Source organism: Ectothiorhodospira sp. 9100 (genome assembly GCF_022227565.1).
In the GTDB taxonomy this organism is placed as follows: domain Bacteria; phylum Pseudomonadota; class Gammaproteobacteria; order Ectothiorhodospirales; family Ectothiorhodospiraceae; genus Ectothiorhodospira; species Ectothiorhodospira marina.
The window spans coordinates 118265-131606 of the sequence record NZ_JAJNAN010000003.1 but is presented as its reverse complement, the minus strand read 5'-3'; the positions used below and the strand labels follow the sequence as shown (position 1 = coordinate 131606).

Sequence of the window (13342 nt, the reverse complement as noted above, 5' to 3'; positions counted from 1 at the left end):
ATTTCGTCAATCCGGAACGACTCGACGAACTGGAGCAGCGCATCCTCAAGGAGGCCTTCCGTCAGGTGCGCAAGCTTCAGTCAAGGTTGGCACTGGACTACCAGCTTTGACACCCACGGGGCCACATGACAAGAGCCCGAACACCCGCTGACGATGATTCAACAAAGAGTGAACGATGGAGGATTTACCGAGTGATGCAACATAAACCAGTGGTAAAAAACCAAGCTTTTGATAGGAGGAGTATCGAATGAACGCAAAACTACAGGAACAAAGAACGGCCTACTGGAAGGCTAACGTTCGTATCCTGGTGGGCTGCCTGACCGTGTGGTTCATCGCTGGATATATCCTGCCCATCTTCCTGGCACCGGTGCTGAACATGGTGTCGTTGGGCGGTTACCCATTGGGCTTCTGGATGGCACAGCAGGGAGCAATCTATGTCTTCCTGATGCTGATCTTCTTCTATGCCTGGCGCATGAACAAGCTGGACCGTCAATTCGACGTCCACGAAGAATAAGACTGGGGGACCAAGATTATGGATTTGAAACTCATGATATGGCTGGTGGTCGGCGCGACATTCGCGCTGTACATCGGCATTGCCATCTGGGCCCGCGCGGGTAGCACGGGCGAATTCTACGTGGCCGGCAAGGGGGTGAACCCGGTCGCCAACGGTATGGCCACCGCGGCGGACTGGATGTCGGCGGCCTCCTTCATCTCCATGGCGGGCCTGATCGCCTTCCTGGGCTACAGCGGTTCGGTCTACCTCATGGGGTGGACCGGCGGTTACGTGCTCATGGCGCTGCTGCTCGCCCCGTACCTGCGCAAGTTCGGCAAGTTCACGGTGCCCCAGTTCGTGGGTGACCGGTTCTATTCGAACACGGCACGTATCGTGGCTGTCATCTGCCTGCTGGTGATCTCCATCACCTACGTGATCGGACAGATGCGCGGCGTGGGCATCGCCTTCTCGCGCTTCCTGGAAGTGGACCTGCTCTGGGGCCTGATCGCCGGTATGACCGTGGTGTTCATCTACGCCGTGCTCGGTGGCATGAAGGGTATTACCTATACCCAGATCGCCCAGTACGTGGTGATGATCTTTGCCTACACCGTGCCCGCCATCTTCATCTCCCTGCAGCTGACCGGGCATTTCCTGCCCCAGACGGGCCTGGGTGGCACCCTCAGCGGCCAGGACGGCGTCTACCTGCTCACCGCCCTGGACAACGTCCTGGTGGACCTGGGCTTCACCCAGTACACCACCAATGAATCGTTCAGTACGCTGAACATGTTCCTGCTGACCATGGCGCTGATGATCGGTACCGCGGGTCTGCCCCACGTGATCATCCGCTTCTTCACCGTACCCCGCGTGCGTGACGCCCGTAAGTCCGCCGGCTGGGCCCTGGTGTTCATCGCCCTCCTGTACACCACCGCTCCCGCCGTGGGTGCGATGGCCATGTACAACATCATCAACACCCTGCACCCCGGCGGCGTGGGCAACACCGCCGAGGCCATGGCCTATGAGGACCGTCCCGACTGGATGCGTACCTGGCAGGACACCGGTCTGCTGCAATTTGAGCAGCAGGGTGACGGTGAGCGGGTGCACTACTACAACCAGAGCAACCCGCCGGCCTGGGCCGACGATGTGGAAGGTCAGGGCTACCGCCTGGAGAGCTTTGACCGGGATATCCTGGTGCTGGCCAACCCCGAAATCGCCGGCCTGCCCAACTGGGTGATCGCCCTGGTGGCCGCGGGCGGGATCGCCGCGGCGCTGTCCACGGCGGCAGGCTTGTTGCTGGCCATTTCCTCGGCCATCTCCCATGACCTGTTGAAGAGCGTGTTCATGCCCAATATCTCGGAGAAGAACGAGCTTAGGGCGGGACGACTGGCCATGGTGGCCGCCATCGTCCTGGCGGGTTACCTGGGGCTCAATCCGCCGGGCTTTGCGGCCGAGGTGGTGGCACTGGCCTTCGGCCTGGCAGCCTCCTCCCTCTTCCCCGTGTTGATGCTGGGCATCTTCTACAAGCGGATGAACAAGCAGGGCGCCATCACCGGCATGCTGGTGGGTATCCTCAGCACCCTGCTCTACATCTTCCTGTACAAGGGCTTCTTCTTCTTCCCGGGGACCGCTCTGCTGGCTGACAACGCAGACGGCTGGATCTTGGGCATCGCGCCTCAGGGCTTTGGCACCATCGGTGCCATCCTGAACGTGATCGCTGCGGTGGTCGTGTCCAAGCTGACGGCCCCGCCGCCGAAGGAGATTCAGGATCTGGTGGAAAGCGTGCGCGTGCCGCGTGCCGATGCCGCCACTTCCTGATCGCAAGCCAACGTTGCCCTGCAACGTGAACAGGATGTGACATCGCATGGATCGGGGCCCCGTTCTCGGGGCCCCTCGCTTTCACTGTAATGCAACGGTAGGATCTTCCCTTCAGGTCACGGAGTCCATGTCCTGAAGGCAGGGTCTTGCCCCCCATCCCGATCAGGAGGAGTCGACCCATCAATACACCCAGCCCTCATCCCGCACCGGATGCATATCCAGGCCACGTCCATCGAGCCACTGCTGACGCGGATCTTACAGGCGCCGGACCGTGCCGCGCTGCGCACGCTGGCCATGGGGGTACCGCGATACCAGGTGCAGTGGGTGGACGCCGGGGCCACGGGCGATCAGGTGGGATGGCGCATTGCCTCCATCAGCGATGCCCTCACACGTCGCGCCATCGAACTGGCCGAGTCGGAACTGGGGCCACCTCCCATGGCGTTCGCCTGGGTGGCTTGCGGCTCTCAGGGACGATGCGAGCAGACCGCGCACACCGACCAGGACAATGCCCTGATACTCTCCCAATCGCCCGGGGCCACCGCGCGGGACTACTTTCTCCAGTTGGCCAGACGGGTCACGAGGGATCTGGACCACTGCGGCCTGCATTTGTGTACCGGGGGCGTGATGGCATGCAACACGGATTGGCAGCAGCCCGTGGCGGTCTGGCAGGACTATTTTCTCGATTGGATACGCACGCCGGCCCTCAAATCCGTGATGCTGGCACAGAATTTTCTGGATCTGCGCACCATCCATGGGGAGCCCGCGCTACTGCAATCCCTGCGGGGGCGAGTGGTGGTCGAAGCACGCAACAGTACCTGGTTTCTCTCAGCGCTGGCCCGCGAGGCCCTCAAGGACAGCCCGCCGCGCAGTCCGCTCTGGCGCCTGGGGTTGCGGTGCCCGGCCTGGTGGACATCCCGGGCCACTCCGCTGAACCTCAAACGCCGCGGCATCCTGCCCATCGTCAGCCTGGCCCGACTGCTGACAGTGGCCCATGGCCTGCCGGCGCTGCACACACGGTCACGCCTGGAAGCCGCCATCGAGGGCTGCGCCATCAGCGCTGTCGCCGGACAGGAACTGATCCAGGCCTGGGAGCTCATCACGACCTTGCGGGTGCGCCAACAAGCCCGCTTCATTTGCGCCGGACGACCACCGGACAACCTGATCGATGGCAACACCTTATCCGCCGACGAACGCAAGCGGCTATGCCACGCCTTTGCGCAGGTGCGTTTCATGCAACGCAGCAGCGGTCGGCATTACCTCGGGGGTCTACCCATTTAAACGGCTCCCGGAGAGCCGCCCCAGTGAATCTCAAGAACAGGAATCTCAAGACCAGGCGCCTGGACGCGGCGGGCCGGATGTCTGGAAGCTCCACCCCGGATCGTTGACACTGCCACCCTATACCGGGTCGAGATAGTCAGCGCGGGGTTGGCACGTTATGCTTGTTCGCCGAGACGTTATAATGAGGAATTAGCCGATTCATCGGCCCGATTTCATTCAATTCCATGCATTTGCAGGAGGAGATCTTATGTCGGAAGTGAAGGTTCACGAAGTACCCAAGGACTTTGCCGCCAAGGCCAACGTGACCGCCGAGCAGTACCAGGCCATGTATCGGCAATCCGTCGACAACCCGGACACTTTCTGGGCCGAGCAGGCCGAGAAATACCTCACCTGGTTCAAGAAGTGGGACAACGTCCGCACGGGCTCCTTCGAGGACGAGGCACGGGTCACTTGGTTCCAGGGCGGCAAGCTCAACGTGGCCTACAACTGCCTGGATCGCCACCTGGAAACCCGGGGTGATCAGGCCGCCATTATCTGGGAAGGCGACGACCCCTCCGACGACCGCACCCTCACCTATCGTGAACTGCATGAAGAGGTGTGCAAATTCGCCAACGTGCTCAAGGCCAAGGGCGTGCAAAAGGGTGACCGGGTCTCCATCTATCTGCCGATGATTCCCGAGGCTGCCGTGGCCATGCTGGCCTGTGCCCGCATCGGTGCCGTGCATTCCATCGTCTTCGGCGGCTTCTCCCCCGATGCCCTGCGCGACCGCATCCAGGACGCCGAGGCCAAGGTGCTCATCACCTCCGACCAAAGCCTGCGCGGTGGCCGCAAGGTGCCGCTGAAGGGTAACGCCGACAAGGCCGCCGCCCAGTGCCCCAGCATCTCCACCATGGTCGTGGTCAAGCGCGGTGGCGAACCCGTGGAATGGAATGAAGGCCGTGATGTCTGGTATCACGAGGAACTGGACAAGGCAAGCGCCGAGTGCCCTGCCGAAGAGGTGGATGCAGAGGATCCGCTCTTCATCCTGTATACCTCCGGCTCCACCGGCAAGCCCAAGGGCGTGATGCACACCACCGGCGGCTACCTCCTGCAGGCAGCCATGACCCACAAGCTGGTGTTTGACTACAAGGATGGCGAAGTCTACTGGTGCACCGCCGACGTGGGCTGGGTGACCGGTCACACCTACATCCTGTACGGCCCCCTGGCCAACGGTGCCAAGAGCCTGATGTTCGAGGGCGTGCCCAACTACCCGGACAACGGTCGCTTCTGGCAGGTGTGCGACAAGCACAATGTATCCATCTTCTATACCGCCCCCACGGCCATCCGCATGCTGATGGGCGCCGGTGACGACTTCGTCACCAAGCACAAGCGCTCCAGCCTGCGCCTGCTGGGCACCGTGGGTGAGCCCATCAACCCGGAAGCCTGGGAGTGGTATCACCGCGTGGTCGGCGACGGTCGCTGCCCCATCGTGGACACCTGGTGGCAGACCGAAACCGGCGCCCACATGATCGCCAACCTGCCTGGCGCCGTGGACATGAAGCCGGGCTCCGCCACCAAACCCTTCTTCGGCGTCGAACCCCTGCTGGTGGACGACAAGGGCAACGAGATCACCGAGAGCCCTGCCGAAGGCAACCTGTGCATCCGCAATTCCTGGCCCAGCCAGATGCGCACCCTGTGGGGCGACCACAAGCGCTTCGTGGAAACCTACTTCACCATCTACCCGGGCCTGTACTTCACCGGTGATGGTGCTCGCCGGGATGCCGATGGCTACTATTGGATCACCGGGCGCGTGGACGATGTGCTGAACGTCTCCGGTCACCGCCTGGGCACGGCCGAGATCGAGTCAGCCCTGGTGCTGCATCCCAAGGTGGCCGAGGCCGCCGTGGTGGGTTATCCCCACGACATCACCGGTCAGGGCATCTATGCCTATGTGACCCTGATGGCCGGCGAGGAGGGCGACGACGCCCTGGTGAAGGAACTGGTCAAGCTGGTGCGGGACGAGATCGGCCCCATCGCCAAGATCAACCTGCTGCAATTCGCCCCCGGCCTGCCCAAGACCCGCTCCGGCAAGATCATGCGCCGCATCCTGCGCAAGATCGCCGCCAATGAGCTGGAAAACCTGGGTGATACCTCCACCCTGGCCGACCCGGACGTGGTGAATGTGCTGATTGACAACCGTCTGAACACCTAAGGCAGTCTCAGGGGCCGACCCTCGGTCGGCCCCTCCCTCACCGACGTCACCTTTCGGGTGACACGCTGCTATCCGTCCCCCCACTTCTCCTGCAACATCTCCCGATTCAGCCGCAGCCATTGCAGGGCGATGATCGGGAAGGCCGTGTCCACCTGCTGATGATCCAGCCAGTCGAAGGCCTCATCCGCTGACAACACGTGGGTGCGAATTTCCTCCCCCTCCTCCTCCAGCCCATGGATGCCGCTGCTGGCGTTCGACAGATCGGCCTGGCCCACATAGACGGAAATACGCTCATCGGAGCTGCCCGGCGTGGAGAAATATTCATGCGCAAGGATCAACTCGCCCAGGGGGCATCCTGCCTCTTCCATGGCCTCGCGGCGGGCCACCTCCTCAGCGCGCTCCCCCGGCTCGATCAGACCGGCGATGGTCTCCATCAGCCAGGGCCCATGAGGTGATTCAATGGCCCCCACCCGGAACTGCTCCACCAGCAGCACCCGGTCGGTATACGGGTCATAGGGCAGCACCGCTGCTGCGGGGCCACGGCGGATCAACTCCCGATCGATCACCAGGGGTTCGCCGCCGGCGAAGCGCCCGTGGCTCAGGCGCAGCCGGCACAGCTTGAAGAAGCCCTGATAGAGGTCTTCTACCTTGAGGATGTCCCATTTCATGTGTTTAGGGTACCTTGGTTTTCCTCGTTGATTATGGGGTCCGACGGCCCTCACCCCAACCCCTCTCCCGCAAGCGGGAGAGGGGCTCGGCAGAGTCTGCGGGTTCTTCTTTGCGGTGCCATCCCTCTCCCACAAGCCAGGGCTCAGGCTCCTTTCTCCCCGGCGGGGAGAAGGGTCGGGGATGAGGGGCGGCGGCGGGCACCATGGCATCCCCGGGCAGCATCGGTATACTGATACCCATGGACAGACTCATGAAACTGCTCAGCCCCCTCATCGGCCAGCAAGCCGTGGTGGATGGCATCCGCTGTCAGGTGATCGAGATCCTCGACACCGAACCCGAGCCCCGACTGGTGGTGGGCGAGGTGGCGGGCCATCATGTGATCCAGCCTGACCAGCACGGCGAACCGCACCGACGCGTGGAACGCACCTTCACCCTGCCCCTGCTCAATGAGGATCACAGCGACATCCACCCCGTGATCCAGACCCTGGCCGGTGATGACCGGGTGGCCGAGATGCGGCGCATCCTGAGGGGGTGACGCCCCGGTGATGGATCAATCGAGCCCCTCTCCCTGCGGGGAGAGGGGTTGGGGTGAGGGGCGAAGACAGGCAAGGTGCCTGCCCCACCCCCCTCATCCCCGACCCTTCTCCCCCGAGGGGGGAGAAGGGAGTGTCCACGGCTTGACCTGGATGCTTCCACGAGAGGCTTTTCGAAAAGAACTCCGCAGCATCCGGACCTCGGGGTGCCCGGGTTCCTGTAAGCGGGCTTCAGCCGCAGGAAGCGGCTGCAGAGCCTACATGGATGTATTCACGGCGTCCCGCTGGAAGGAATCCGGGCACCCCGAGGTCCACTCCGACCCATGATCCTGCATGGGCAGCGGGGGCTCGGCCCTTCGCGGCCGAGGGCCGCTCCCACAGGGGACCCCAGAGGTCAACGGGGCTGGGCGTGGGCCAGCATCATCTCCACCCGCTCCACATCCTCCTGGGTATCCACACCAGCGCCCGGAGCCTGCAGGGCCACATCCACATGGATGCGGGCACCGTGGTACATGGCCCGCAGTTGTTCCAGGCACTCGATGCGCTCCAGGGCGCAGCTCTCCATGCGGGTGAAGCGCTTCAGGTAACCCACCCGGTAGGCATACAGACCGATGTGCCGCTGACACACCTGCAAGGCCGGTGAGACCTCCATATCCAGGGCATCACGCTCCCACGGAATGGGGGCGCGACTGAAATACAGGGCAAAATCCCGGGCATCGCGCACCACCTTTACCGTATGTGGATCATACAACTGCGCCGCTCGCGTGATCGGCGTGCACAGGGTGGCGATCACCGCCTCCGGGTGGTCTGCCAGGTTATCCGCCACCTGCCTGACAATCGCCGACGGGGTCAGCGGCTCGTCCCCCTGCAGGTTGACCACAATATCGTCATCTTCCCAGGCCATGCGGGCAGCCACCTCGGCAATGCGATCACTGCCGGAGGCATGGTGCACTGACGTCATGCATACCATGGCCCCGAATGCCTTCACCGCCGCCTCAATGCGGGCATCATCCGTGGCCACCACCACCTCATCGGCACCACTGGCCAGGGCCTGTTCATGAACATGCTGCACCATGGGCTTGCCACCCAGCACCACCAGAGGCTTGCCCGGCAGCCGGGTGGAAGCATAGCGCGCCGGTATGACGACCTTGAAGCCCATCAGACCACCTTCCCCGTCAGCGGACTCCAGGTCATTTCTTGTCCTTCCACTTCTCCGCTTCCTCCTCGCTGAGGGTGCGGGCCTCCTCTTCCAGCATCACCGGGATGCCGTCCCGGATCGGATAGGCCAGGCGGGCCGCCCGGGAGATCAGTTCCCCCTTGTCCTTGTCGAAGACCAACGGACCCTTGGTGACGGGGCATACGAGAATATCGAGTAAACGTTTGTCCATGTCCTTTACCTCATACTTTGAATGCGGTCCACAGCCTGGACCGAGCGAAGAATTGCCAAAGCCAGTGCCTGATCAGGCACGGCACTCACGGGGACAAACCAGTGCTCGGGGCCGGCGATACCCCGACATTTTACGGCATCTTTCTCGGTCATCAGCACCGGACTGGCGTCCCCGAAGCGGATATCGCAGTTGCCATACACATGATGATCGGGAAAGGCATGTTCCACCACCTTCAGCCCCCGTTCGCGCAACATGGCGAAGAACCGGGGCGGATGTCCAATACCAGCCATGGCATGCACGCGCTGGCCGGCAAAATCACTCAATGGGCGGGTGCGGCCCGGATCCCGGACACTCATGGCCACCTGGGATACCAGCCGCATCGCATGTTCCCCGGGCTGGGCCTGCCCCCCGGTCACCACCACATAATCCGCCTCGCACACACGCTCCAGGGGTTCTCTCAGTGGCCCGGCCGGCAGGCAGAAACCATTACCGAAACGACGCGCTGCGTCCACCATGACGATCTCCAGGTCCCGACGCAAGGCATAATGCTGCAGGCCGTCGTCGGTGATGATCACATCACAGTCATGCTGGGCCAGCAGCCACCGCGCCGCCCGGTTGCGGTCTGGCCCCACATAGACCGGACAGCCGCCACGGGTGGCGATCAATACAGGTTCGTCACCCACCTCAATGGGATCGCTGCGGGGGGTGACCTCTCGTGGCCAGGTGCGCGATCGCCCGCCATAACCCCGGCTCACCACCCCTGGACGATACCCATGCTCGCGCAGCCAGTTGCACAACCAGACCACCATGGGGGTCTTGCCGGTGCCCCCCACGGTGACATTGCCCACCACCACCACGGCGCGCACAGGCAGCCTTGGCCGCATGCGCGCAAGCCACTCCAGGCGCCAGCGGTTGAGCAGGGCCAGGCCACAGTAAAGCAGCGACAGCGGATACAGGATGAGCGCCACCGGATTGCGGTTTACCCAATAATCCTCGAGCCGTTTCACCAGTCGAATACCCGCTGCAGAAATGCATCCATCACCCCCTGAACACGGCGGCGCTCCTCCCAGAAGTGACGCCGACCCACATCCGCGCGCCGGCGGCTCCCGATCGGGTCCGCGGCCTCTGCCTGCCAATGCGCGATCACCTGCCCGGGCTCGCGCCACTCACGGGCCATCTCAGGCAACCAGGGGAAGTCGGCCATCAGGGCATCATCGCCGCTCAGACTGACCGAGCCCGCCAGGACCTGCCAGAGCAGATCCCGACCCGCGCCCTGTAGATGCACCCCCAGGGCCGCGCTGGCCACCGCCGGCCACCAGGCCGGATCATCCACCCATAGCAGGGTACCGGCAGTCAGGGACGTGCGCGTCCACTGGGTCAGGGCCAACCCCTCTCCGGCTGGCAAGGCATCCGAAGGTTCCACGGATACACACAGCAGCGCCGATTCCCGCAATGGCGATGCCTGCCAGGCCTCATGCATGGCCGGCCACTCCCGAGCCGGACCGTGCCACCAGAAGAGGGGCATGCCATCGGGCACCAGGGATAACAGGGTGGCCTGATTCTGGGACGCCACCAGCAGGGTGGCCGGATCGGCGGGTTCTGCCAGGGTCCCGGCCGATCCGGCCTCGCGCCATTGCGCTGCAGTCATCTCGTCGCGAGGATAGGCAGCCTCCACGGGGGCCCGGGTGGGTGGGGTATTGAAGGCCACCAGATGCACGCCCTGATGCGTCGCCTGTTCCACAAGATGCCGGCGCGGTGGGATGTCCACCAGGATCAATCCTTGGGGCTTGAGTCGGTCCAGCACCCGAGACACCACCCGAGGTCGATCACAGGGTCCGAAACCCAGACCAAAACGGTTCATGCCACGCAGGCGCGGCAGTACCTGGTCCCGGTATTCCTGCTCAAAGGTCAGCACCAGCCGCGCATCCAGGCGCTTGCGTCGAATGGCCCCCATGAGTTCGGCACCCAAGCGTACCGAGGCCTGAGTGTCGCCCGTCTTGAGCCAAATCAGCGGGCTCTTGCCTTCCGGGGCGTGCAGCCGCCCCATGCGGGCACGGGCCCGCCCGGAACGCCGCTGGAGATGATCGCGGAGATTGGCCTGCAGCACTGGCCAGAGGGCGCTGCCGTAGGGGTCACGGGACATCGGCTTCATGGAATTGCAGCTGATGCAGCCGGGCATATACCCCTTCGCGCCGGATCAGTTCCTGATGACTGCCCACCTCCTGGATGCGACCCGACTGCATCACCACGATACGGTCGGCGTTCTCGATAGTGGAGAGGCGATGGGCGATCACCAACGTGGTCCGGTTGCGCACCAGGTTTTCCAGAGCCGACTGGATGTGACGTTCAGACTCGGTATCCAGTGCGGAGGTGGCCTCATCCAGGATCAGGATCGGGGCATCCTTCAGCAGGGCTCGCGCAATGGCGATGCGCTGCCGCTGCCCTCCGGAGAGCAGCACACCGTTGTCGCCCACCTGGGTGTGGACCCCCTGAGGCAGGCGCTGGATGAACTCCATGGCATGAGCTGCCTCGGCAGCCGCGATGATCTTGTCCTCGTCCGAGGGGTCCACGGTGCTGCCATAGGCAATATTGTGGGCAATGGTGTCGTTGAATAGGGTCACCTGCTGACCTACGTGGGCAATCTGCTGACGCAGATCCGCCAACCGCAATTCACGGATGTCCAGGCCATCCAGGAGGATTGCCCCTTGCTGGGGCTCATAGAACCGAGGCAACAGATTGACCAGGGTGGTCTTGCCGCTACCGGAGCGCCCCACCAGGGCCACGGTCTCCCCAGGCTGAATATGCAGGTTGATGGCCTCCAGGACGTTGCCCTTGGCCCCGTCATAGCTGAAACGGAGGTCTCGTATTTCGATCTCGCCCCGGGCCCGTTCCAGGCTCAGCGTACCCGCATCCGGCTCCAGGGGCTCGTCCAGCAAGCCAAAGATGTTCTGACCGGCCGCGATCCCTTGCTGCAGGACCGCATTCACGGTCACCAGGCGGCGGATGGGCTGCAGCAACAGCAGCATGGCAGTGATGAAGGAAACAAACGTACCCACGCTCACTTCCTGCATCATGGATTCGTGGGTGGCCAACCAGATGATCAGCGCCAGGGCGATGGCCACGAAGAACTGGATGATGGGCGTGTTGCTGGCCTGCAGAGCCACCTTCTTCATGTGCAGACGCCGGTTCTTCTCGTTGATCTGGTCGAAACGCGCCTGCTCGTAGGGCTCGCCGCCAAAGATCTTCACCTCCCGGGTGCCATCCATGATCTCCCCCGCCACATGGGTCACATCCCCCATGGACCCCTGGATGCGCCGACTCAGCTGGCGAAATCGACGGGTGACGCGGTCCACGGCAAAGGTCACCGCCGGGGCAATGATGAGCACCGTGAAGGTCAGCTTCCAGTTCAGGTAGAACATCCACCCCAGAAGCCCCAGCACGGTGACCGAGTCTCGTATCAGGATGGTGACGCTATCGGTGGATGCCTTGGCCACCTGCTCCACGTTGTAGGTGAGCCGGGAGATCAGTTGCCCGGAGGTATTCCGGTCATAATAGGCCACGGGCATCCGCAGCAGATGACGGAACATCTGGCTGCGCAGTTCCTTGATCACCTGGCGCCCCACCCACTTCATGGTGTAATTGGAGAGAAATTCGCCCAGGCCACGAAACAGAAAAATCACCAGGACAGCCACGGGAATCCAGCGAATCAGGGTTTGGTCCTGCTCCACGAAACTGCCATCCATCAGCGGCCGCATCAACGCCGCAAAGCCCGTTTCCGTGGCCGCCGTCACAATCATGGCCAGCACGGCGATGGACAGGTACCGCCAGTATTTGAGGGAGTAGCTGAGCAGGCGCTGGTAGACCTGCGTGCCCGACGTCTCGTAGGCTTCCTCGGCCGGGGGGATGTATTTCTTCATTCCGACTCCCCACCCAAGGTGGCGATGGACAAACGGGACAGCCCCAGGCGCTGGGCCACATCCATCGCTGTCACCACCGACTGATGCGGGGTGCGGGCATCGGCGCGGATCACCAGCGGTGTTTCCTGATCACCTTCGATGACCTCACCCAGGGCTGCGCGCAGGGTGTCCCGTTGCGTATTCACCAACTCGGCGCCATCCAGGAAGAAGCGACCATCGGCATTGATCACCAACTCCACGGTGCGGGGCGGAAACTGCTCATCACTGGCATCAGCCCGGGGCAGTTCCAGTTGGAGGACGGATTGGCGATCAAAGGTGGTGGACACCATGAAGAAGATCAGCAGCAGGAACACCACATCGATCAGTGGCGTGAGGTTCACCCCCACTTCCTCAGGCTGGCGGCGCCGGAAATTCAACGGTCTCGCACCCCGGGCGTCGGGGCCCGCTCGCCCTTGAGCACCTCCACCAGCTTGATGGCCTCCTGTTCCATGTCCAGCACCAACTCATCCACGCGGCCGCGGAAGTAGCGATGAAAGATCAGGGTTGGCACGGCCACGGAGATGCCGGTCGCGGTGGTGATCAATGCCTGGGAGATGCCGCCGGCCAGTTCACCGGGGCTGCCCACGCCCACGGCAGTGATGACGGAAAACACCTGGATCATGCCCACCACGGTGCCCAGCAATCCCAGCAGCGGGGTGATCGCGGCGATGGTGCCCAGGGTATTGAGAAAGCGTTCCAGTTCATGAGCCACGCGGCGTCCGTTCTCCTCAATGGATTCCTTCATCACCTCCCGGGAACTGCGGCGGTTCACCAGCCCGGCAGCCAGGACCCGACCCAGGGGCGAGCCTTCCCGCAGGGAGCGCAGGCGGGCATCGTCCAGTTCCCCGGCCTGAATCCACTGCCAGATCTGCACCACCAGCTGTGGTGGCAGCACCCGACGGCGGCGCAGGGTCCATAGCCTTTCGATGACGATGGCCAGCGCGATCACGGAACAGGCAATGATGGGCAGCATCAGCCAGCCACCGGCCTTGACCAGTTCAAACACGTAGCGGTGTCCTAGG

14 protein-coding genes are annotated in these 13342 nt (G+C 63.2%); 6 read left to right on the top strand and 8 right to left on the bottom strand.

Annotated features, from left to right (window positions below; translation table 11 throughout):
• The 5 genes from LPW29_RS15455 to acs form a co-directional block, all read left to right on the top strand.
• Positions 1-110: putative nucleotidyltransferase substrate binding domain-containing protein (locus LPW29_RS15455; protein ID WP_274520298.1), on the top strand; the 110-nt coding region annotated here is incomplete at its 5' end.
• Positions 111-247: 137 nt separating this feature from the next.
• Positions 248-514 carry a DUF4212 domain-containing protein gene (locus LPW29_RS02220; protein ID WP_090249602.1) on the top strand — a complete coding sequence of 89 codons (267 nt, stop codon included), beginning with the start codon at positions 248-250 and terminating at the stop codon, positions 512-514.
• 18 nt (positions 515-532) lie between these two features.
• The gene (locus LPW29_RS02215) at positions 533-2305 is read left to right on the top strand and encodes a sodium:solute symporter family protein (RefSeq protein ID WP_090249600.1); all 1773 of its coding nucleotides are present in this window, start codon (positions 533-535) and stop codon (positions 2303-2305) included.
• Between the two features lie 210 nt (positions 2306-2515).
• A complete protein-coding gene (locus LPW29_RS02210; protein WP_238626615.1) occupies positions 2516-3583 on the top strand; it encodes a DUF294 nucleotidyltransferase-like domain-containing protein in 1068 nt (355 codons plus the stop codon).
• A 247-nt stretch (positions 3584-3830) separates the two neighbouring features.
• Positions 3831-5774, top strand: a complete 1944-nt coding sequence (gene acs / locus LPW29_RS02205) for an acetate--CoA ligase (protein WP_238626614.1) — start codon at positions 3831-3833, stop codon at positions 5772-5774.
• Positions 5775-5842: 68 nt separating this feature from the next.
• Here acs and LPW29_RS02200 read toward each other — a convergent pair whose 3' ends face one another.
• Positions 5843-6442 carry an NUDIX domain-containing protein gene (locus tag LPW29_RS02200; protein WP_238626613.1) on the bottom strand — a complete coding sequence of 200 codons (600 nt, stop codon included), beginning with the start codon at positions 6440-6442 and terminating at the stop codon, positions 5843-5845.
• 251 nt (positions 6443-6693) lie between these two features.
• Between LPW29_RS02200 and LPW29_RS02195 the strand changes: the two genes are divergently transcribed.
• Entirely contained in the window at positions 6694-6978 is a 285-nt protein-coding gene (locus tag LPW29_RS02195; RefSeq protein ID WP_238626612.1) for a hypothetical protein, read from the top strand.
• A gap of 392 nt (positions 6979-7370) precedes the next feature.
• Here the strand turns inward: LPW29_RS02195 and kdsB are convergent, their stop codons facing one another.
• The 7 genes from kdsB to LPW29_RS02160 are packed head-to-tail and all read right to left on the bottom strand — an operon-like array spanning position 7371 to position 13326.
• A complete protein-coding gene (gene kdsB, locus LPW29_RS02190; RefSeq protein ID WP_238626611.1) occupies positions 7371-8135 on the bottom strand; it encodes a 3-deoxy-manno-octulosonate cytidylyltransferase in 765 nt (254 codons plus the stop codon).
• A gap of 31 nt (positions 8136-8166) precedes the next feature.
• Positions 8167-8364: a Trm112 family protein gene (locus LPW29_RS02185; RefSeq protein WP_090249585.1), complete on the bottom strand. Its 198-nt coding sequence runs from the start codon at positions 8362-8364 to the stop codon at positions 8167-8169.
• Positions 8365-8369: 5 nt separating this feature from the next.
• Complete coding sequence (gene lpxK / locus LPW29_RS02180) at positions 8370-9371, bottom strand: tetraacyldisaccharide 4'-kinase (RefSeq protein WP_238626610.1); 1002 nt, start codon at positions 9369-9371, stop codon at positions 8370-8372.
• Positions 9368-10516, bottom strand: coding sequence for a hypothetical protein (locus LPW29_RS02175; RefSeq protein ID WP_143050389.1), 1149 nt, complete (start codon positions 10514-10516; stop codon positions 9368-9370). The genes lpxK and LPW29_RS02175 overlap by 4 nt, the downstream gene beginning before the upstream one ends.
• Positions 10497-12281, bottom strand: coding sequence for a lipid A export permease/ATP-binding protein MsbA (msbA, locus tag LPW29_RS02170; RefSeq protein WP_238626609.1), 1785 nt, complete (start codon positions 12279-12281; stop codon positions 10497-10499). The genes LPW29_RS02175 and msbA overlap by 20 nt, the downstream gene beginning before the upstream one ends.
• Positions 12278-12697: an ExbD/TolR family protein gene (locus LPW29_RS02165; RefSeq protein ID WP_090249574.1), complete on the bottom strand. Its 420-nt coding sequence runs from the start codon at positions 12695-12697 to the stop codon at positions 12278-12280. The genes msbA and LPW29_RS02165 overlap by 4 nt, the downstream gene beginning before the upstream one ends.
• The gene (locus LPW29_RS02160; protein ID WP_238626608.1) at positions 12694-13326 is read right to left on the bottom strand and encodes a MotA/TolQ/ExbB proton channel family protein; all 633 of its coding nucleotides are present in this window, start codon (positions 13324-13326) and stop codon (positions 12694-12696) included. Before LPW29_RS02160 ends, LPW29_RS02165 begins: the two co-directional genes overlap by 4 nt.
• Positions 13327-13342 lie beyond the last annotated feature (16 nt).

What these genes read in the sequence shown, in the direction of transcription:
- msbA (WP_238626609.1), bottom strand. Translation starts at nt 12,281, where the DNA reads ATGAAGAAATACATCCCCCCGGCCGAGGAAGCCTACGAGACGTCGGGC.
- kdsB (WP_238626611.1), bottom strand. Translation starts at nt 8,135, where the DNA reads ATGGGCTTCAAGGTCGTCATACCGGCGCGCTATGCTTCCACCCGGCTG.
- LPW29_RS02210 (WP_238626615.1), top strand. Translation starts at nt 2,516, where the DNA reads ATGCATATCCAGGCCACGTCCATCGAGCCACTGCTGACGCGGATCTTA.
- LPW29_RS02185 (WP_090249585.1), bottom strand. Translation starts at nt 8,364, where the DNA reads ATGGACAAACGTTTACTCGATATTCTCGTATGCCCCGTCACCAAGGGT.
- LPW29_RS02195 (WP_238626612.1), top strand. Translation starts at nt 6,694, where the DNA reads ATGAAACTGCTCAGCCCCCTCATCGGCCAGCAAGCCGTGGTGGATGGC.
- acs (WP_238626614.1), top strand. Translation starts at nt 3,831, where the DNA reads ATGTCGGAAGTGAAGGTTCACGAAGTACCCAAGGACTTTGCCGCCAAG.
- LPW29_RS02175 (WP_143050389.1), bottom strand. Translation starts at nt 10,516, where the DNA reads ATGAAGCCGATGTCCCGTGACCCCTACGGCAGCGCCCTCTGGCCAGTG.
- LPW29_RS02200 (WP_238626613.1), bottom strand. Translation starts at nt 6,442, where the DNA reads ATGAAATGGGACATCCTCAAGGTAGAAGACCTCTATCAGGGCTTCTTC.
- LPW29_RS02215 (WP_090249600.1), top strand. Translation starts at nt 533, where the DNA reads ATGGATTTGAAACTCATGATATGGCTGGTGGTCGGCGCGACATTCGCG.
- LPW29_RS02220 (WP_090249602.1), top strand. Translation starts at nt 248, where the DNA reads ATGAACGCAAAACTACAGGAACAAAGAACGGCCTACTGGAAGGCTAAC.